Source organism: Xanthomonas rydalmerensis (assembly GCF_033170385.1).
Lineage (GTDB): Bacteria > Pseudomonadota > Gammaproteobacteria > Xanthomonadales > Xanthomonadaceae > Xanthomonas_A > Xanthomonas_A rydalmerensis.
In genome coordinates this window covers 4,620,721-4,638,111 of record NZ_CP126170.1, presented here as the reverse complement: position 1 = coordinate 4,638,111, position 17,391 = coordinate 4,620,721, and the positions used below count along the sequence as shown (strand labels likewise).

Genomic DNA, 17,391 nt, shown 5'->3' with positions numbered 1-17,391 from the left:
GCACCCTGCGGCGCATGTCCGATCCGACGCCCGCTTCCTTCGCCTTCGCCGGTCCTGCGATCGACCGTGCCGATGCCGTGCGCAACGATCCAGCGGCATTGCGCCAGGCCTGGGAACAGGCCAGGGTGCTGGTGCTGGACGCCGATGGCCATGCGCATGCCGATGCCGACGCACGCCCGCTGATCGCCAGTACCGCCGCCCTGGGCGCGCTGGCCGAGCACGCGCTGTTTCTCGGCCTGGACCAGGGCCAGGCCTGGTTCGCGCTGGCCGCCGACGCCGTGCCGCAGCTGGCGCCGCCATCGCAGCGCATCGATCTGCGCCGCGCCGCGGCCGAATGGCCGGCGCTGGAGGCCGGCCTGTTCGCCTACGCCCGTGCAATGCTGCACTGGCAGTCGCGTACCCGCTTCTGTGGCGTGTGCGGCGGCACCATCGCCTTGCAGCGCGGCGGCTTCCTCGGCGTCTGCACGCAGTGCGCCAGCGAGCACTATCCGCGGGTGGACCCGGCGGTGATCGTCGCGGTCAGCGACGGCCGGCGCCTGCTGCTGGGGCGCCAGGCGAGCTGGCCGGCGCGGCGCTACTCGGTGATCGCCGGGTTCGTCGAGCCGGGCGAATCGCTGGAACAGACGGTGGCACGCGAGGTGGCCGAAGAGACCCAGGTGCGGGTGCGGCCCGGCAGTTGTCGCTACTACGGTGCGCAGCCGTGGCCGTTTCCCGGCGCGTTGATGCTCGGCTTCAGTGCGCAGGCGGAGGCGGACACGCCGCAGGTGGACGGTGAGCTGGAAGACGCGCGCTGGTTCGAGCGCGAGGACGTCGGCGCCGCGCTGGCGCGCCTGGCCGCGCACGGCGACAGCGCCGACGACGGCCATGGCCTGCGCCTGCCGCCGCGCATCTCCATCGCCCGCGCGCTGATCGAGGACTGGTACCGGCACGGCGCGCCGGCCTGACCGCGCCGGCGCGCTGCGCGCATCCGTTTCAGAACGGTCCCGGAGGACCTGCATGTTCACGACCCTCGTCGCTGTGATCGTCGCCCTGGTGCTGGGCCATGTCGCGCCCGGCATGGTGGCCTCGTTGCGCCGCTTCGACGCCTTCGGCGACTGGCTGAGCTGGCTGGACACGCATGCCGGCGAAGGCAGCGCCTGGCGCGGCCGCTACGGCATCGCGCTGGCGCTGCTGCCGCCGCTGCTGCTGGTCGGCCTGCTGCAGTGGCTGCTGGCGGCGCCGCATTTGGGCCTGCTGACCCTGCTGTTCGGGATCGCGGTGCTGGCCTTCAGCTGGGGACCGCGCGATCTGGACACCGACGTGGAGGCGATCATCGATGCCGACGATGCCAGCGCGCGGCGCCTGGCGGTGGCGCAGCTGCAGGCCGATGGCGGGCCGCTGCGTGAGGATCCGGCCGGACTGGTCGAGGCGGTGGCGGTCAGCGCGCTGCGGCGCTGGTTCGCGGTGCTGTTCTGGTTCCTGCTGCTGGGGCCGTTCGGCGCGCTGGGCTACCGGCTGCTGGCGCTGGCCGCGGTCGGCCCGTATGCGCCGCGGCTGCCGCCCGCGACCGCCGCCGGCGCGCGCTTGCTGCTGGCGGCGATGGAATGGCCGGTGGCGCACCTGATGACCTTCTCGCTGGCCCTGGTCGGCAATTTCGAGGCGGTGTTCGGCGCCTGGCGCGCCGCTGGCGGCAAGCGGTGGCAGTTGGACACCGGCTTCCTCGGGCCGGTGGCCTGCGCCAGCGTGCGCGGCGAACTCGATGCCGAGGCGCACGACTACAGCGATGCGGGCATGGTGGTCCCGGCGCTGCGGCGCCTGCCCGAACTGCGCGATGCGATGAGCCAGGTCTGGCGGGTGCTGCTGCTGTGGCTGGTGCTGCTGGCGCTGCTGGTGATCGCCGGCTGGGTCAGCTGAGGGCCGGCGGCGAGGGATGCACACACGCAGGCGATGCCTGCGCCCGGCGCGAATAGCGGCACCGTCCGCTAGTGCGGCGCCAACAGGGTGAACGGGAACCACGGCAGGTTGCGCGCGATCCAGTAGCCCGGCAGCGCGACCAGCCAGAAGTTCGGCCGCGAGACCACGCCGACCACCGGGGCGAACCAGGCCGCGCGCCAGCCGGCTTTCCACGCGATCAGCCCCGGCAGCAGCGCCAGGCCGAGCATCGCGCCAGGATTCATTGCAAACGCACCGACCGGGTCCAGGTGCACCAGCGCATGCAGCGCACGGGTCATGCCGCAGCCTGGGCAGTAGTAGCCGGTGAGCGCATGGAACATGCATGGCGCGAACGGGTTGTTCGCGGCGTTGGGGTCGAAGCGGTACAACAGCGTGGCGCCGCCGGCCGCGAATGCGGCGGCGACGCCCAGGCACGCCCGTTGTTGCCAGGCGCGCATGCCGGTCAGCTCGCGTGCTGCATCTGCTGCATGTAGTCCATGTAGGTCTGCATGCCGCCGGTGGCGAACATGACCACGTTGATCAGCAGGCCGATGATGGCCAGCGCGGTGGTCACCCAGCACCAGGTCTTGGCGGTGTTGGAGGCGCGGCGCGCGCCCTCCAGGTCGCCCTGGTTGAGCAGGCCGTTGACCTTGCTGGAAAACACGATGGCGACGATGCCGGTGATCAGCGCCGGACAGCACAGGCAGAAGCCGAGCACGGTCGAAATGATCGCCCAGGCCAGGTGATTGGGAACCGGGCCGGGAACGCCGGAGGCGGGGGGCGGCGGAGGCGCGACGGGGCTGACGGTGCTCATGTGGATCTCCTTGATGGGTGGTGCACGGCAGTCGGGGAGTCTAGACGAGTCGCTGCGGTGCGGGTGTGGCGGGCCGTCAGTGCGGCGCGAGCAGGGTGAAGGGATACCAGGGCAGATTGCGCAGCAGCGCATAGCCGAGCAGCACCCACAGCCACAGTCGTGGGTCGGCGAGGATCTTCAGCAGCGGCGCCAGCGGGCGCAGGCGCAGGCCGGCGGCGTTGAGCGCCATGATCGCCAGCAGCGGCAGCGCCACCACCAGCAAGGGATTGCTGGTCCAGGCGTGGGCCAGGTCCAGATGCACCAGCGCGTGCAGGCAGCGGGTACTGCCGCAGCCGGGGCAGTACAGGCCGGTGAGGGCACGGAACGGACAGCCGGGCAGCGGATTGCCGGGCACGTTGGGATCGATCCGGCGCAGCACCACGGTGGCGACCAATGCCGCGCCGCTCAGTGCGGCCAGCGGCAGCCAGCGGGGCAGGGACTGCAGGCGCGGCAGGGACATGGCAGGGAAGCGAGCGTGGGTGGCCGGCCGCCGTCGCCGGGCGACGGCGGCCGCGGTGCTCAGGACGCGGACGCCTGCTGCATCATGCCCAGGCCGCCCAGGGCGAAGAGGAAGATCATGTACAGCACCATCAGCACCACCGCAGTGATCGCCGAGTAGATCGCCCACTTCTTGGCCTTGTCCGCCGAATCGCGCGCGCCGGTCACGTCGCCCGCGGCGAGCTTGGTGTTGACCTGCGCGGCGTAGACGATGGACACGATGCCCAGCGGCAGGCAGCAGAACAGCGTGGTCAGGATCGCCCAGACGAGGTTGTTGGACACTTGCGGTGCGGTGGTATTCATCCGTGTTGCTCCGGTGGTTGGGTGGTGAAACGGGAAACGCCCAGCGCTAGTGGCTGGTCAGGCTGCCGAGGAAGGCCAGGCCGCCGAACAGCAGGAACCACAGCGCGATCAGGATCGGTCCGGCAAGCGCGGACCACAGCGCCCACAGGCCGGCCTTGCGCGAGGCCTCGCGCGCACCGGCGATATCGCCGGCGGCGCGGCGGCCATCCACCTGCGAGGCATAGACGATGGAGACGATACCCAGCGGCAGGCAGCAGAACAGCGTGGACAGGATCGCCCAGACGAGATTGTTGGGCACATAGACGCCCGTCGCGTTGGGCGCTGGTGGTGGTACGACCTGGTTCACTGTGTTCGGTCCTTCGCAATGGACGCCACCGCTTGTGGCGCCTCCCCTGCGGCTAATTTACCCGAAGCGCGCGCTTGCGGCACCTGCGCCGCACTCAGGCGGCGTCGCCGCGCAGGCGCCGCACCTGCGCTTCCAGGGTCTCGGCGGTGGCCTGCGCGCCCGCCACAGGGGCGTCGGCGATCACCTCGACATGCGCGCGGAAGCGCCGCGGCACGCGCATGCGCCGCAGCCGCGAATCGCGCTTGCTCCACATGCTGGTCCACATATTGCGCAAGGCCATCGGCACCACCGGCAACGCGCGCCGGGCCAGGATCTTCTCCACGCCGGATTTGAACGCGGCGATCTCGCCGTCCTTGGTCAGCGCGCCCTCGGGGAAGATGCACACCAGCTCGCCCTCGGCCAGTGCAGCGTCGATGGCGTCGAACGCGCGCTGCATCAGCTCGGGGTCTTCGCGCGCGCCGGCGATCGGGATCGCCTTGGCGGTGCGGAAGATCCAGCGCATCACCGGAATGTTGAAGATGCGGTAGTACATGACGAAGCGCACCGGCCGCGGGATCGCCGCCGCCAGCACCAGCGCGTCCATGTAGCTGACGTGGTTGCACACGATCAGCGCCGCGCCTTCCTCGGGCACGTGGCGCTCGACCCCGTGCAGGCGCAACCGGTACAGCGTGCGCACCATCACCCAGCTGAGGAAGCGCATCAGGAATTCGGGGACGATGCTGAAGATCCACAGCGCCACCAGCGCGTTGGCGATGGCCAGCGCCAGGAACACCTGCGGGATGCTCAGCCCGGGCATCGCGATGCGCGTGCCGAACAGGTGCAGCTCCCGCATCTGCAGGACGATGCCGATCATCGCCGCCAGCACGATGAACAGCGAGTTCTGGATGTTGAGCCCGGCGATGACGCGCGACAGTTCCGCCTTCGGCGTGCGGCTCTGGATCAGCGCGAACAGCGGCACCACGAACAGGCCGGTGCACAGGCCGATGCCGACCAGGTCGAGCATGATCCGCCAGCTGCCGGCCTGGTGCACGAACTGGCCGATGCTCAGGCCGGTCTGCAGTGCGGCGCCGGGCCGGGCGAAGTACAGGTCGAGCATGAAAGCGCTGATGCCGAACGCGCCCAGCGGCACCAGGCCGATTTCCACGGTGCGCCCGGACAGCTTCTCGCACAGCAGCGAGCCGGTGCCGGTGCCGATCGAGAACAGCGCCAGGGCGAAGATGTACAGGTCCTGCGCGCCGCCCAGGTTGAGTTCGGCATAGGTCGGCAACTGCGCGGTGAGCACGGTGCCGACGAACCAGAACCAGGACACGCCGAGCACCGCGTTGCGTACCGCCAGCTGGCGCCGGGTCAGGCGCATGATCGCCAGCGACTCGGGCAGCGGGTTCCAGTTGATCTTCAGGTCCGGCGCGCCGGCGTCGACCTTGGGGATGCAGCGCGCCATCAGGTTGCCGGTGACCGCCAGCGCCACCACCGCGGTGGCCGCGGCCACCGGCCCGTGGCTGCCGGCGATCTGGAAGATCAGCCCGCCCAGGATCATGCCGCACAGGATCGAGATCGAGGTGCCCATCTCGACCAGGCCGTTGCCGCCGGTCAGTTCCTCCGGCTTGAGCACCGAGGGCAGGATCGAATACTTCACCGGCCCGAACAGGGTCGACTGCAGGCCGGTGCAGAACAGCGCCACCAGCAGCACCGCCATGTTCTCGGTCAGGAAGCCGACCGCGGCCAGCGACATGATCGCGATCTCCATCGTGGTGGTGATGACCACCAGCCGCGATTTCTCCAGCTTCTCGGCGATCTGCCCGGCCAGCGAGGAGAACAGGAAGTACGGCAGGATGAACAGCGCCGGCGCCAGGTTGGTGTACAGCGTGCGCTGCTCCGGGGTCACGCCCAGATAGAACAGCAGGCCGATGATCGCCTGCCGGTACACGTTGTCGTTGAAGGCGCCCAGCGCCTGGACCACGAAGAACGGCAGAAAGCGGCGTTGCCGCAACAGGGCGAACTGGCTGTGGGCGGACATGCAGGCTCCTTTGCGAACGCGCGCAGCCTAGCAGGTTCGCCGCGCGCGCAGGCGCGGCGCGCGGCGGCCGGCCTCGGCGCTGCCGGCCGCGGCCTGCAGTGCATCGCGCCGCGCACGCAGCAGGGCGATGAAGGCGCGCGCGGCCGGGGTCGGGTCCGGCCGCCACACGGCATAGGTGAGGAAGCGGAAGCGCTCGCGCAGCGCCACCGTGGCCACGCCGTGCATGCCGGTGGCCATGGTCTGCGGCACCACCGCCAGGCCCAGGTCTTCGGCCACCAGTTGCCGCTGCAGGTCGGCGTGGGTGACCTCGTACTGCAGGCGCTGGCGCAGGCCGGCGGCGGCGAAGGCGCGGTCGATGATGCCGCGCACGCCGGCGCCGGGGATCAGCCCGGCCATCGGCGCGTCCTCCAGTTCGCGCAGGGCCACCTCGCGGCGCGCGGCGAAACGGTGGCCGGGCGCGGCGATCAGCGCCAGCCCTTCCTCGTGCAGCAACAGGTGCTGCGGCGGCAGCGCCACATGCGGGCCGACCCCGACGAGGGCCACGTCGAGCCGGCCTTCGCTCAGTTCCAGCAGCAGCGCATCGCTCATGCCGGTGCGCAGGTGCACGTCCACCGCGCTGTGCGCCTCGCGGAACTGGCGCAGCACGGCCGGCACCTGCACCGCATTCAACGAGGAGATCTGCCCGATCTGCAGGCGGCCGCGCACCGTGCCCAGGGTCTGCGCCATCTCCTCGTGCAGGCGCTCGGCCGCGCGCAGGGTGGCGCGGGCGTTGTGCAGGAACACCTCGCCGGCGGCGGTGGCGCGCACCTGCCGCGCACCGCGCTCGAACAGCCGCGCGCCCAGCGCCTGCTCGATCTTGGCGATCTGGTGGCTCAGCGCCGACTGCACGGTGTGGCAGCGGCGCGCGGCAGCGGTGAAGCTGCCTTCCTCGGCGACGGCCACGGCGAATTCGAGCTGGCGCAGGGTCAGCATGGCGTTGCCTGGCATGCGCCGTGGCGACGCGCCAGCCGAGCAGTGGTGGCGCTGCATGCATGCAACGACGTTTGTCGCAGCGGCCGCCTCACGTCGCGCGCCCCAGCCGCTTGCGCCATTGCTGGCGCAGCCACAGGCGGATGTTGTAGCGGCGCTTGCGGCTCATGAACGGGTAGCGCAGGCTCAGGCCGAGCAGGCCGTGCAGCGTCTCGAGCCGCGGCGCACGCGCGGGCAGCACGTCGCAGCGCACCGAGATGCGGTCGCAGCCGGCATCGTGGGTACGGTGGATGACATCGGCGCGCATGATCAGCAGGTCGCCGACCGCGAGTTGCGGCACCACCTTGTGCGCTTCCAGGTCGAAGTCGATCTTCCAGCCGGGACTGGCGTCGTGCAGGTCCTCGATCGCATACCAGTCGCCGATGGCGATGGCCTGTCCGGGAAAACGCAGCCGGAACCAGTCCAGCGTGTCGGCCTCCACGCAGCGGAAGCGTAGCGCGCCGCGGCCCTGGATGCGCCGGTGCAGCTGCGGATCCAGGCGCGCGACCACGTCGTCGGCGACGATGGCCACGTTGGCCAGGCCGGTATCGGGCTTGCGCACCGGCATGTAGCAGATCAGATAGTTGCGATGGTCGCCATGCAGGAAATAGCTGAAGTGATCCAGGTGCCAGTTGAGCGCGCCGCCCGGCGCGGTCTTCGGATCGCGGTGTTGGTCGAACGGCAGGCGCAAGCTCGGCGCGGCATGGCTTTCGCGGATGCGGATGGCGCAGTAGCCGAAGCGGTCGGCGGCGATCGCCAGGCCCATGGCCGCGGCCACGGGCGGCACGGTGGCGGCGATGCGCGCCTGGATCCGCTGCATGTCCGCCGCCGGCAGGTCACCGATCACGCCGTCGTGGAATTTCTCGGCGCCTTCCAGGAAGCGCAGCAGGCTGTCGGGAATCTCGCCGTCGCCCAGGAAGCCGCGGACCACCGCGTACCCGTGCTGGTGCAGCGCCTCGGCGATGTCGGTGCTGGGCATGGGGCGGGGTCCTTCGGAGCGAGGGCAGTCGGTGGGGCCGCTTTTTTCTGGTCTGCAGGGCTGCACGCGTCCGCAGCGGCAACCCCGGCGAAGCGGCCCGGTTACCGGCCGCCGCGCTCACGCTATCTCAAAAGCAGATGGGAGTGGTGAAAAAAATGCGTTTGTAAGATCGCTGCCGGCGCCACAGACTGCGCCCCTCCCCACGATTTCTGGTGTCCTTCCATGGAAACGACTTCGCACCCGCCGATGCGCCGCGGCCTGGTGCTGCTGATGGCCACCGCCACCGGCCTGGCGGTGGCCAGCAACTACTACGCGCAGCCGCTGCTGGAAGTGCTGGCGCAGACCTTCGCCATCGACGTGCGCCGCGCCGGTGCGGTGGTTACCACCGCGCAGCTGGCCTACGCGGTCGGCCTGCTGTTCCTGGTGCCGCTGGGCGACCGCTTCGAACGGCGCAGCCTGATCGTCGGCCTGTACGCGCTCAGCGCGGTCGGCCTGCTGGTCAGCGCGATGGCGCACAGTTTCGCGCTGCTGCTGCTCGGCACCCTGATCACCGGCCTGAGTTCGGTGGCGGCGCAGATCCTGGTGCCGTTCGCCGCCACCCTGGCCGCGCCGCACGAGCGCGGCCGGGTCATCGGCACGGTGATGAGCGGCCTGCTGCTGGGCATCCTGCTGGCGCGCACGGCCTCCGGCCTGCTGGCCGGGATCGGCGGCTGGCACACCGTGTACTGGGTCGCGGCGGTGCTGATCCTGGTGGCTTCGGGCCTGCTGTGGCGCGGCCTGCCGCGGCACCCGGGCAACCCGCACCTGTCCTATCCGCACCTGATCGGGTCGGTGCTGGCGCTGCTGCGCGACGAGCCGGTGCTGCGCGCGCGCTCGGTGCTGGGCGGGTTGTTGTTCGCCGGCTTCAGCATGTTCTGGACCACGCTGGCGTTCCTGCTGTCCGGCCCGGACTACCGCTACGGCACCGCGACCATCGGCCTGTTCGGGCTGATCGGCGCGGCCGGCGCGTTTGCCGCCAACCTCTCCGGCAAGCTGTCCGACCGCGGCGCCGGCCATCTGGTCGGCTGGGGCGGCCTGGTCATGCTGCTGCTGTCGTGGCTGTTGCTGCTCGGCGCGCCGCACTCGCTGTGGCTGCTGATCGCCGGGGTGGTGCTGCTGGACGTGGCGGTGCAGGGCGTGCACATCGGCAACCAGAGCGTGATCTATCAATTGGATCCGGCCGCGCGCAACCGCATCACCTCGGCCTACGTCACCTGCTACTTCATCGGCGGTGCGATCGGGTCCAGCCTCGGCACCGCGGCCTATGCCTACGCCGGTTGGCGCGGGGTGGCGCTCGGCGGCGCGGCGCTGGCGGTGGCGGCGCTGCTGTGGATGGGCATCAGCGTGCGGCCGGCGCGGCAAGCGCCGGCGCCGGCGGCACCGTCGCGGCGGTGACCGCCTGCGCGGCGGCGCGCAGCTTGGGCAGCAGGCGCAGGGTCAGCGCGAGCTGATTGCGCACCAGCCGGCGCTTGGCCTCGTCGATGCCCTCCTCGCGCTCCAGCGCGTCGGCCAGCGCGGTCTCGGCCGCTTCGTCGGCGGCCGGCAGCGCGCGCCGCTCGGCCAGCGCGTCGGCCAGTGCGCCCAGCGCCTGCGGCAGGTAGCCGCCGGCGCGGGCGATGTCCGGATCGGTCTCGCCGGCCAGCGCGGCACGGTGCGCGCCCAGCGCCGACAGATAGCCGAGCAGGGTGTTGGACAGGGCCAGGAAGCGGAAGCCGGCATCCAGGTTGCGGCGGTAGCGGCCGGGCTCGCGCAGCATGTTCGACAGCGCCACCGACAGCGCGGCGTCGGCGTTGTGCATGTCGCGGCGGGCGATGCGGTAGGGCAGGTCGTCGCGCATGCCGCTGCGGTACTGCTCCAGCACCTGCGCCAGATAGCGCGCGCTGCTGGACAGCACGGTTGCCAGCACCTGGTTGAGGCGGCGACCCTGCCAGTCCGGCAGGATCAGGAACGAGGCGGCGGCGGCGATCGCGCAGCCGATCAGGGTGTCGAGCAGGCGCGGCCAGATCAGCATGAAGCCATCGCCGATCAGGTTGAAGCAGAACAGCGCCATCACCGTGATCGCCGCGGTGGCGAGCATGTAGCGGTCGGTGCGGGTGACGAAGAACACCAGCGTGCCGAGCAGGGCGAACAGCAACTGCAGCTCGGTGCCGGGGAACAGCTGCATCAGCGCCCAGGCCGCGCCCAGGCCGATCAGGGTGCCGGCCATGCGCTGGACCAGGCGCAGGCGGGTGGCGCCGTAGTTGGGGCGGCACACGAAGGCGGTGGTCAGCAGGATCCAGTAGCCGTTGCTGGCGTGGATCGATTGCATGATGGCGTAGCCCACCACCAGCGCGATGGCCATGCGCAGACCGTGCCGGAACAGCACCGAGCCGGGCGTGAGTTGCTGGCCGAGGCGCCGCAGCATCTCGCGCAGGGTGTGCGGCGAGGAGTCGCGCAGGCGGGTGTCGAGGGTGTCGCTGGTGGTGTCCGACTGCGCGGCCTCGGCCAGGCGCCGCTCGATGCTGTGCAGGTTGGTGACCAGCAGTTCCAGCGAACCGAGCAGGCGCGCCTGCCGTGGATCGGCGCGGGCGTGCAGGAAATCCAGCGACTCGCGCAGGTCGGTGGTGGCCTGCTGGGTCTGCTCGCCGTAGTCGAACGGCTGGCGCAGCCGGATCGCCTCGCCCAGCGCCGCGCAGGCCTTGCCCTGCAGGGCCAGCAGACGCTGGCAGCGGTACAGCACGTCGCTGTGGAAGAACGCGTCGGTCAGCGCCTCGTACGGGTAGTGCGAGGAACTGGCGCGCTCGTGAAAATCCTGCGCCATGTAGTACAGGCGGAAATACAGGCCCGATTGCACGCCGGGTCGGCCGGAGCGGCCGAAGCGGCTGATGATCGCGGTCTTGGCCGCGTTGAGCGCGGCCACCACCTGCGCGTTCTGCTCGGCCAGCGCCAGCCGCCGCGCGTGCAGGTCGCTCTGCCGCACCGGCTCGAACAGGGCCGCCTTGAGCCGCAGGTAGCGGCCCAGCTCCAGGTACAGCCGCGACAGCCGCTCGCGCACCGGCCGGTTGGCGAACAGCACCGTCCACAGCACCGACAGCACCGCATACCAGCCGGCGCCGAGCAACAGGAGCGCCACGCCGTGCCAGGCATTGCCGCCGACGTGGCCGTTCTGGGTGCCATGGTCCAGGCCGATCATCGCGTAGATCGCCAGCGCCACCGTGGCCTGGGCGATCGAAGCGTAGCGTTCGCCGAGCGCGCCGAGCAGGGTCAGGGCGAAGGTGGACAGCGCCAGGCCGGCGGCGAACGGCCACGGATACGGGAACAGCAGCACCACCGCGGCGGCGGCGGCGGCGAAACACAGCAGCGACAGCAGCACCGACTTGATCCGGCCCAGCCAGTTGTCGTCGGTCTCGGCGATGGCGCTGGCGATGGTGCCCAGGAAGAGCGCCGGCACGGCCTCCAATTGCTGCTGGTGCCAGCACACGCCCATCGCCACCGCCAGCGCGATGAACACGCGCAGCCCGTAGCTGGCCTTTTCATGGGCCCACAGGCGGCTCAGGCGGGTTTCGATCGAGGGGGTCGGCACCGCGACACGATAACGCACCGTCGCTGTATGCGATCCCCCTCTAGAGGGCCCGTCTACGCGAGCGCGCTCAGACTTCCAGTTGTCGCAGGCGGGCGTCCAGCAGTGCCGGGAAACGTTTGTACCAGGTCTGGTTGAGCGGCGAGGGATGCGGCAGCGGATGCAGCACCACGCGGCGGGCGCGGCGGCCGTCCTCGCTGCGCAACTCCACCTCGGTCTGCGCCTGGAAGCGGTCCTCGCGCGCCCAGAACGCGTCCAGCGCCGCACGCACCTCGCGCGGCTGGTCGATGCCGAACCACAGGAAGGCCTCGCGGCCGAGGATGAGCACATCGTGGCCGCGCCACTGCTCGAGCAATAGGCGCCGCATCAGCGGATGGAAGCGCCGCTTCACCGGCATCGACCAGGCCTTGTTGCCCACCGGCTTGTACGGCACGGTGTTGAGCCAGAATGCGACGCGGCCGGCCTCGAGCCCGGCGGCGAAATCGGGCATCTCCGCCCCGTCGTGCAGGTGCCGGTACAGCGCCTTGCGCACCAGTTGCCCGCCGCTGCCGACGAAAGGCTCGCCGTGCTCCACCTCGCTGCGGCCCGGGTCGCGGCCCAGGATGCACACCCGCGCGTCGCGGCGGCCAAGGCCGATGATGGGATCGAGCGGATCCTTGTCGCAGGCGGCGTAGGCCGCGGTGTCGATGCCGTCGGTCTGCGCGGCGAGCGCGCGGAAGCGGGTGCGGAGGGCAGGAGAGAGGGCCATGGGGTGTGCGCGAACCGGGGGAAGTTTCAGGCTAGCGCAAGGGCGATGGTGGCCGCGTGCGTGTTTCCACGTGCGCTCGACGTGCGCTCTTTGTGGGAGGGACTTCAGTCCAGACGAGGGGAAGTGTCAGTCGGCTTTGGGCTTCATGCGTCGCGGCTGAAGCCGCTCCCACAGGGAGTGGGCCGGGCACCCTTGCGGGAGGGACTTCAGTTCCGACGGGGTAGAGTGTCAGCCGGCTTTCGGCTTCGCTCGTCGCGGCTGAAGCCGCTCCCACAGAGGGTCTGGTGCGACATCGTGGACTGCCCAGCACGACCGGCTTCGTGGGCCGATACTTCACTCCGATTCCCGATTCCCAGCCCCTTACGCCCCCTGCTCGCGCGCGATCGCACGCCAGCCGATGTCGCGGCGGTGGAATTCGCTGGCCCAGTGAATCTGCTCCACACCGGCGTACGCATGCCGCTGCGCCTCTGCCACGCTGTCGCCCAACGCCGCCACGCACAGCACGCGCCCGCCGGCGCTGAGCACGCGGCCCTGCGCGTCCAGCGTGGTGCCGGCATGGAACACCTTGGCGTTGGCCGGCACCGCGTCCAGGCCGGTGATCGCTTCGCCGGTGACCGGGGTCTCCGGATACGGCGCCGCCGCCAGCACCACGCCCAGCGACGGGCGCGGATCCCACTGCGCTTCGGTTGCGTGCAGGCGCTCGTCGAGCGCGGCCTCGAGCAGGTCGAGCAGGTCCGACTGCAGGCGCAGCATCACCGGCTGCGTTTCCGGGTCGCCGAAGCGCACGTTGAACTCGATCACCTTGGGCGCGCCGCTGGCGTCGATCATCAGCCCGGCGTAGAGGAAGCCGGTGAACGGCACGCCGTCGGCCTGCATGCCGCGCACGGTCGGCTCCACCACCTCGCACATCACCCGCGCGTGTACCTCGGGCGTCACCACCGGCGCCGGCGAGTACGCGCCCATGCCGCCGGTGTTGGGGCCGGTGTCGCCGTCGCCGACGCGCTTGTGGTCCTGGCTGGTGGCCATCGGCAGCGCGGTGTGGCCGTCGACCATGGAAATGAAGCTGGCTTCCTCGCCGTCGAGGAATTCCTCGATCACCACGCGCGCGCCGGCGTCGCCGAAGGCGTTGCCGGAGAGCATGTCGCGCACCGCGGCCTCAGCCTCCTCCAGCGACATCGCCACGATCACGCCCTTGCCGGCGGCCAGGCCGTCGGCCTTGATCACGATCGGCGCGCCCTTGTCGCGGACATAGGCCAGCGCCGCTTCGACTTCGGTGTGCACGGCGTAGAACGCGGTGGGAATACCGTGGCGCTGCAGGAAGTCCTTGGCGTAGGCCTTGCTGCCTTCCAGCTGCGCGGCGGCGGCGCTGGGGCCGAAGATGCGCAGCCCGGCGGCGCGGAAGCGGTCGACCACGCCCAGCACCAGCGGCACTTCCGGGCCGACCACGGTCAGTGCCACGCCTTCGTCCTGGGCCAGCGCCAACAGCCCGTCGAGGTCGTTCACCTTGACCGGCACGTTGCGGCACTTGGCCTCGCCGGCGGTGCCGGCATTGCCGGGTGCCACCAGCACTTCGTCGACACGGGGGGACTGGGCCAGCTTCCAGGCCAGGGCGTGTTCGCGGCCGCCGGAGCCGATGACGAGCAGTTTCATCGCGGAGTTCCAGATTGCAGGGGAAAGGGAAGCGGGTGCACCGGGCGCGCACGCCTCACGTGCAGCCTTCGCGCTGCAGCGCCTCGGGGAAATGGTAGGTCCAGGTCTTCTGATCCAGCGCGAAACGGTGTTCGCGGTGCACCGCGCGCTGGCCGCAGTCCGTGCCGGTTTCCTCGATCAGCAGTGGCCACACGCGGGCGGCATGGTCGCGGTCGTCGAAGCGCAGGGCGAAGTCGATGTTGAACTGGCCGGCCTTGCAGTCCGCCGCCGCATCGGCGTCGTCGCAGTCGGCGGCGCCGCCGTTGTCGATGTGGCTGCGCACGCTGCCGGCGTCGACCAGGCCCTTGGGGCCGGGCAGGATCAGGGTCTGCGATTGCAGCGCGTAGCCCTGGCCGAACCAGCCGTCCTCGACCCGGAACCCGTAGAAGTCGCTGCCGGCGCGGACGATGCCGACCTCGCCCGGCTGGCCCTGGCTGCCGTAGGTGCCGCCGGTGCGTTCGGCGGCGACGGCGAAGCCCTGGCCCTCGGGGCGCAGCACGTAGAAGTCGATGGTGCCCGGCTCCGGGTGGCCGGCATCGCGCAGCGCGCCGCACACCGCCAGCAACTGCTGCCAGCCGTCGCCGATGACCACCGGTTGTTCGGCGCAGATCTGCCAGTCCACCGCATGGCTATCGCCGTCCTGGGTCCATTGCCCCGGCCAGTGTCCGGCGAGCGTCGCGGCGCTGCCGTAGCGTTGCTGCACGAATGCGAGCAGGCGCGCGGTGCGGCTGACGTGGGCTGGTGCGGCGGCGCTGGCGGGCGCAGCCGCAGGGGCCTTGCCTTGTGAGGGCGCCGGCGCCGGCGCGCAGCCGCCGAGTACGACGGCGCCGGCCAGGGCCAGCACGGCGAGCGGACGCGGCGCGACAGCGGACATGCGCATCGCTCCGGACTCAGTGGCGGAAGTGGCGCACGCCGGTGAACACCATGGCGATGCCGTGCTCGTCGGCCGCGGCGATCACCTCGGCGTCGCGCATCGAACCGCCGGGCTGGATCACCGCCTTGATGCCGGCCGCGGCGGCGGCGTCGATGCCGTCGCGGAACGGGAAGAACGCATCGGAGGCCATCACCGAGCCTTCCACGGCCAGGCCGGCGTCGGTGGCCTTGATGCCGGCGATGCGCGCCGAGTACACCCGGCTCATCTGCCCGGCGCCGACGCCGATGGTGCGGTGGTCCTTGGCGTAGACGATGGCGTTGGACTTGACGTACTTGGCCACCTTCCACGCGAACAGCAGGTCGGCGAACTGCGCCTCGCTCGGCGCCAGCCGGGTCACCACCTTCAGCGCATCGCGCGACACCACGTGGGCGTCGCTGGTCTGCAGCAGGATGCCCGAGCCGACCCGCTTGCTGTCGATGCCGTAGGCACCGTCGCCGGCGGGGATGCGCAGCACGCGCACGTTGGCCTTCTTCTTGGCGTATTCGAGCGCGGCGTCGTCGTAGTCGGGGGCGATCAGCACCTCGACGAACTGGCGGTCCAGAATGACCTTGGCGGTGGCCGCGTCCAGCGTGCGGTTGAAGGCGATGATGCCGCCGAAGGCGCTGGTCGGGTCGGTGGCGTAGGCCAGTTCGTAGGCGTCGCCGCAGCCGGCGCCGACCGCCACGCCGCACGGATTGGCGTGCTTGACGATGACGCAGGCCGGCGTGTCGAACTGGCGCACGCATTCCCAGGCCGCATCGCTGTCGGCGATGTTGTTGTAGGACAGCTCCTTGCCCTGCAACTGGGTGAAGGTGGCCAGGGTGCCGGGCGTGGGGTGGAGGTCGCGGTAGAACGCGGCCTGCTGGTGCGGGTTCTCGCCGTAGCGCAGTTCCATCACCTTGACGAAGCTGGAGTTCATCTGCGCCGGGAAGGGACTGCGCGTCGGCACCGCGGCGTCGCTGGCGGTGACCGCGGACAGGTAGTTGCTGATCGCCGCGTCGTACTGGGCGACGCGGTTGAACGCGGCCACCGCCAGGGCGAAGCGCTTGGCCGCCGACAGCCGGCCGTCGTTGGCCCCCAGCTCGGCCAGCAGCTCGGCGTACTGCGCCGGGTCGGTGGCCACGGCCACGCGGGCGAAGTTCTTGGCCGCCGAGCGCAGCATCGCCGGGCCGCCGATGTCGATGTTCTCCACCGCGTCGGCAAGCGTGCAGTCGGCCTTCGCCGTGACCGCCTCGAACGGATACAGGTTCAGCACCAGCAGGTCGATCGCGGCGATGCCGTGTTCGGCCATCACCGCATCGTCGGTGCCGGCGCGGCCGAGCAGGCCGCCGTGCACCAGCGGGTGCAGGGTCTTGACCCGGCCGTCCATCATCTCCGGGAAACCGGTCAGTTCGGACACGTCCTTCACCGCCAGCCCGGCCTCGCGCAGCGCCTTGGCGGTGCCGCCGGTGGACAGCAGTTCGACGTTGCGCGCGGCCAGCGCGCGGGCCAGGTCGATCAGGCCGGTCTTGTCGGAAACGGACAGCAGCGCCCGGCGCACGGGCAGGAAATCGGAGGGCATGGGGCAGGGCGGGGGCAGCGGAACGGGCCGCCATTGTAGGCGCTGAGGCCCGCCGACGCCCGGCTGGGGCCCGCACCGGGTAAGCGGATCGTGCGTGCGAAGGTCGATTCCACGCGATGACGCCGAGCGCTCGGCGGCCCTTGCGTAGGTGGGTTCTCGTGCCGCAGACAGTGCTGCGCGGCCCCCGCGGCGTGACGGCGACGCGCACTGGTCGTGCCGCCGCACGCGGCGCCTGGCGCGGGCGTGGCGGGCTGCGCCATCGCGCGCGCAGCCGCTGCGATGCATTAGGCTGTCGCCGCCCCGCCCTCGCCGTCAGGACCACGCGCGTGTCGATCTATGCCCTCAAAGGACGTTTCCAGGACCTGCTGCGGCCGGGCGTGCGCGTGCTGGACCGACTCGGCGTCACCGCCAACCAGGTGACGGTGGCCGCGGCGCTGCTGTCGCTGCTGGTCGCCGCGGTGGTCTACGCGCAAGGCGCGGCGCAGCCGCTGTGGTATGCGCTGCTGCCGGTGTGGATGCTGCTGCGGATGGCCTTGAACGCGGTGGACGGCATGCTGGCGCGCGAGTTCGGCCAGCAGTCGCGGCTGGGCGCCTACCTCAACGAACTGTGCGACGTGGTGGCCGATGCGGCGCTGTACCTGAGCCTGCTGAGCGTGCCGGGCGTGATGGGCGGCTGGGTGTGGTTGATGGTGCTGACCGCGGCGCTGACCGAGTATGCCGGGGTGCTGGGGCTGATGGTCGGCGCCAGCCGCCGTTACGATGGGCCGATGGGCAAGAGCGATCGCGCCTTCTGCGTCGGCGTGCTGGGGGTGTTGCTGGCGTGCGGGTTGCCCGGTGCGCCAGCCGTCAATGGCTTCGCTGGGGTGGTGGCGTTCCTGTGCGTGTCGACGACGGTGCGCCGCGTCGCGGCCGGATTGCGCGAGGCGGACGCGCGCGACTGAGCGGGTGCGGCCATTGCGGGCCGCGG

17 protein-coding genes are annotated in these 17,391 nt (G+C 71.0%); 4 read left to right on the top strand and 13 right to left on the bottom strand.

Features of this window, described 5'->3' with window-relative positions; genetic code table 11:
• Nucleotides 1-14 precede the first annotated feature (14 nt).
• Both nudC and QN245_RS19725 read left to right on the top strand, forming a co-directional pair.
• The gene (nudC, locus tag QN245_RS19730; RefSeq protein ID WP_317844002.1) at nucleotides 15-944 is read left to right on the top strand and encodes an NAD(+) diphosphatase; all 930 of its coding nucleotides are present in this window, start codon (nucleotides 15-17) and stop codon (nucleotides 942-944) included.
• A gap of 52 nt (nucleotides 945-996) precedes the next feature.
• The gene (locus QN245_RS19725; RefSeq protein WP_160966453.1) at nucleotides 997-1,893 is read left to right on the top strand and encodes a hypothetical protein; all 897 of its coding nucleotides are present in this window, start codon (nucleotides 997-999) and stop codon (nucleotides 1,891-1,893) included.
• A gap of 68 nt (nucleotides 1,894-1,961) precedes the next feature.
• Here QN245_RS19725 and QN245_RS19720 read toward each other — a convergent pair whose 3' ends face one another.
• The 8 genes from QN245_RS19720 to QN245_RS19685 form a co-directional block, all read right to left on the bottom strand.
• Nucleotides 1,962-2,369, bottom strand: coding sequence for a DUF2752 domain-containing protein (locus QN245_RS19720; protein WP_317844001.1), 408 nt, complete (start codon nucleotides 2,367-2,369; stop codon nucleotides 1,962-1,964).
• A 5-nt stretch (nucleotides 2,370-2,374) separates the two neighbouring features.
• Complete coding sequence (locus tag QN245_RS19715) at nucleotides 2,375-2,725, bottom strand: CD225/dispanin family protein (protein ID WP_160966457.1); 351 nt, start codon at nucleotides 2,723-2,725, stop codon at nucleotides 2,375-2,377.
• Nucleotides 2,726-2,801: 76 nt separating this feature from the next.
• Complete coding sequence (locus QN245_RS19710) at nucleotides 2,802-3,224, bottom strand: DUF2752 domain-containing protein (RefSeq protein ID WP_184644960.1); 423 nt, start codon at nucleotides 3,222-3,224, stop codon at nucleotides 2,802-2,804.
• A 59-nt stretch (nucleotides 3,225-3,283) separates the two neighbouring features.
• A complete protein-coding gene (locus QN245_RS19705; protein WP_160966461.1) occupies nucleotides 3,284-3,565 on the bottom strand; it encodes a CD225/dispanin family protein in 282 nt (93 codons plus the stop codon).
• 46 nt (nucleotides 3,566-3,611) lie between these two features.
• The gene (locus QN245_RS19700) at nucleotides 3,612-3,911 is read right to left on the bottom strand and encodes a CD225/dispanin family protein (RefSeq protein WP_160966463.1); all 300 of its coding nucleotides are present in this window, start codon (nucleotides 3,909-3,911) and stop codon (nucleotides 3,612-3,614) included.
• A 94-nt stretch (nucleotides 3,912-4,005) separates the two neighbouring features.
• Nucleotides 4,006-5,928 carry an MFS transporter gene (locus QN245_RS19695; RefSeq protein WP_317844000.1) on the bottom strand — a complete coding sequence of 641 codons (1,923 nt, stop codon included), beginning with the start codon at nucleotides 5,926-5,928 and terminating at the stop codon, nucleotides 4,006-4,008.
• Between the two features lie 27 nt (nucleotides 5,929-5,955).
• Nucleotides 5,956-6,900, bottom strand: a complete 945-nt coding sequence (locus QN245_RS19690) for a LysR family transcriptional regulator (protein ID WP_160966467.1) — start codon at nucleotides 6,898-6,900, stop codon at nucleotides 5,956-5,958.
• Between the two features lie 88 nt (nucleotides 6,901-6,988).
• A complete protein-coding gene (locus QN245_RS19685) occupies nucleotides 6,989-7,915 on the bottom strand; it encodes a hypothetical protein (RefSeq protein WP_317843999.1) in 927 nt (308 codons plus the stop codon).
• 222 nt (nucleotides 7,916-8,137) lie between these two features.
• Between QN245_RS19685 and QN245_RS19680 the strand changes: the two genes are divergently transcribed.
• Nucleotides 8,138-9,349, top strand: coding sequence for an MFS transporter (locus QN245_RS19680; RefSeq protein ID WP_184644954.1), 1,212 nt, complete (start codon nucleotides 8,138-8,140; stop codon nucleotides 9,347-9,349).
• Here QN245_RS19680 and yccS read toward each other — a convergent pair.
• The 5 genes from yccS to purH form a co-directional block, all read right to left on the bottom strand.
• The gene (yccS, locus tag QN245_RS19675) at nucleotides 9,294-11,516 is read right to left on the bottom strand and encodes a YccS family putative transporter (protein ID WP_317845405.1); all 2,223 of its coding nucleotides are present in this window, start codon (nucleotides 11,514-11,516) and stop codon (nucleotides 9,294-9,296) included. The genes QN245_RS19680 and yccS overlap by 56 nt on opposite strands.
• A gap of 67 nt (nucleotides 11,517-11,583) precedes the next feature.
• A complete protein-coding gene (locus tag QN245_RS19670; protein WP_317843998.1) occupies nucleotides 11,584-12,261 on the bottom strand; it encodes a uracil-DNA glycosylase family protein in 678 nt (225 codons plus the stop codon).
• 360 nt (nucleotides 12,262-12,621) lie between these two features.
• Nucleotides 12,622-13,911, bottom strand: a complete 1,290-nt coding sequence (gene purD, locus QN245_RS19665) for a phosphoribosylamine--glycine ligase (protein WP_317843997.1) — start codon at nucleotides 13,909-13,911, stop codon at nucleotides 12,622-12,624.
• A gap of 55 nt (nucleotides 13,912-13,966) precedes the next feature.
• A complete protein-coding gene (locus QN245_RS19660; protein WP_317843996.1) occupies nucleotides 13,967-14,824 on the bottom strand; it encodes a hypothetical protein in 858 nt (285 codons plus the stop codon).
• Between the two features lie 16 nt (nucleotides 14,825-14,840).
• Nucleotides 14,841-16,424 carry a bifunctional phosphoribosylaminoimidazolecarboxamide formyltransferase/IMP cyclohydrolase gene (purH, locus tag QN245_RS19655; protein ID WP_317843995.1) on the bottom strand — a complete coding sequence of 528 codons (1,584 nt, stop codon included), beginning with the start codon at nucleotides 16,422-16,424 and terminating at the stop codon, nucleotides 14,841-14,843.
• Between the two features lie 326 nt (nucleotides 16,425-16,750).
• Here purH and QN245_RS19650 point away from each other — a divergent pair, with 326 nt between their 5' ends.
• Nucleotides 16,751-17,365 (top strand): CDP-alcohol phosphatidyltransferase family protein, encoded by a 615-nt coding sequence (locus QN245_RS19650; RefSeq protein ID WP_184449601.1) that lies wholly within the window; start codon nucleotides 16,751-16,753, stop codon nucleotides 17,363-17,365.
• Nucleotides 17,366-17,391: the final 26 nt, after the last annotated feature.

Excerpts from the sequence above, each read along its gene's own strand:
- nudC (WP_317844002.1), top strand. The coding sequence starts at position 15 with ATGTCCGATCCGACGCCCGCTTCCTTCGCCTTCGCCGGTCCTGCGATC.
- QN245_RS19725 (WP_160966453.1), top strand. The coding sequence starts at position 997 with ATGTTCACGACCCTCGTCGCTGTGATCGTCGCCCTGGTGCTGGGCCAT.
- QN245_RS19720 (WP_317844001.1), bottom strand. The coding sequence starts at position 2,369 with ATGCGCGCCTGGCAACAACGGGCGTGCCTGGGCGTCGCCGCCGCATTC.
- QN245_RS19715 (WP_160966457.1), bottom strand. The coding sequence starts at position 2,725 with ATGAGCACCGTCAGCCCCGTCGCGCCTCCGCCGCCCCCCGCCTCCGGC.
- QN245_RS19710 (WP_184644960.1), bottom strand. The coding sequence starts at position 3,224 with ATGTCCCTGCCGCGCCTGCAGTCCCTGCCCCGCTGGCTGCCGCTGGCC.
- QN245_RS19705 (WP_160966461.1), bottom strand. The coding sequence starts at position 3,565 with ATGAATACCACCGCACCGCAAGTGTCCAACAACCTCGTCTGGGCGATC.
- QN245_RS19695 (WP_317844000.1), bottom strand. The coding sequence starts at position 5,928 with ATGTCCGCCCACAGCCAGTTCGCCCTGTTGCGGCAACGCCGCTTTCTG.
- QN245_RS19690 (WP_160966467.1), bottom strand. The coding sequence starts at position 6,900 with ATGCTGACCCTGCGCCAGCTCGAATTCGCCGTGGCCGTCGCCGAGGAA.
- QN245_RS19685 (WP_317843999.1), bottom strand. The coding sequence starts at position 7,915 with ATGCCCAGCACCGACATCGCCGAGGCGCTGCACCAGCACGGGTACGCG.
- QN245_RS19680 (WP_184644954.1), top strand. The coding sequence starts at position 8,138 with ATGGAAACGACTTCGCACCCGCCGATGCGCCGCGGCCTGGTGCTGCTG.
- QN245_RS19670 (WP_317843998.1), bottom strand. The coding sequence starts at position 12,261 with ATGGCCCTCTCTCCTGCCCTCCGCACCCGCTTCCGCGCGCTCGCCGCG.
- purD (WP_317843997.1), bottom strand. The coding sequence starts at position 13,911 with ATGAAACTGCTCGTCATCGGCTCCGGCGGCCGCGAACACGCCCTGGCC.
- QN245_RS19660 (WP_317843996.1), bottom strand. The coding sequence starts at position 14,824 with ATGTCCGCTGTCGCGCCGCGTCCGCTCGCCGTGCTGGCCCTGGCCGGC.
- purH (WP_317843995.1), bottom strand. The coding sequence starts at position 16,424 with ATGCCCTCCGATTTCCTGCCCGTGCGCCGGGCGCTGCTGTCCGTTTCC.